Origin of the sequence: Bacillus sp. V3B, assembly GCF_024494465.1 — a bacterium.
Lineage (GTDB): Bacteria > Bacillota > Bacilli > Bacillales > Cytobacillaceae > Bacillus_BD.
The window spans coordinates 1-506 of sequence record NZ_JAETXM010000089.1 but is presented as its reverse complement, the minus strand read 5'-3'; the positions used below and the strand labels follow the sequence as shown (position 1 = coordinate 506).

Sequence of the window (506 nt, the reverse complement as noted above, 5' to 3'; positions counted from 1 at the left end):
GCCTATCGTGGTGCCATTCCGATTGAAGATATTACGACTCATGGGGACCTTGATGATGTATATATGTGGATTGGACCGGATCTGCATCTTGTTCAATATCCTGTTAGAAGAGGCGAGCTTTATAACCAAGTGGTTGTATTTAAAAGCAGTCAATATAGCCCGGAAATTGAAAAAACGGATCAATGGGGAACACCGGAGGAAATGGATCAAGTATTCGCTGGAACGTGTGAAGCGGTTCAAACAGGTATTTCCTACATTCAGCGTCAACGTCGCTGGCCTATGTATGATCGTAATCCAATTGACAATTGGACAAAAGGCCGCATAGCACTTACAGGAGATGCTGCCCATCCCATGCTTCAATACTTAGCACAAGGTGCTTGCCAAGCATTGGAAGATGCATCCTATTTAACAGATATGCTTCAAAAACATGGGGAAAATATTGAACAAGCATTTTTAGAATACCAAGAAGAGCGAATTCCACGGTCAGCTGATGTTCAAACAAGTGC

Annotated in this window: 1 protein-coding gene; it reads left to right on the top strand. The window is 42.9% G+C overall.

The features are described from left to right. On the top strand, window positions 1-506 hold a 506-nt coding region (locus JMM81_RS22725; protein ID WP_256243827.1), incomplete at both ends, for an FAD-dependent monooxygenase.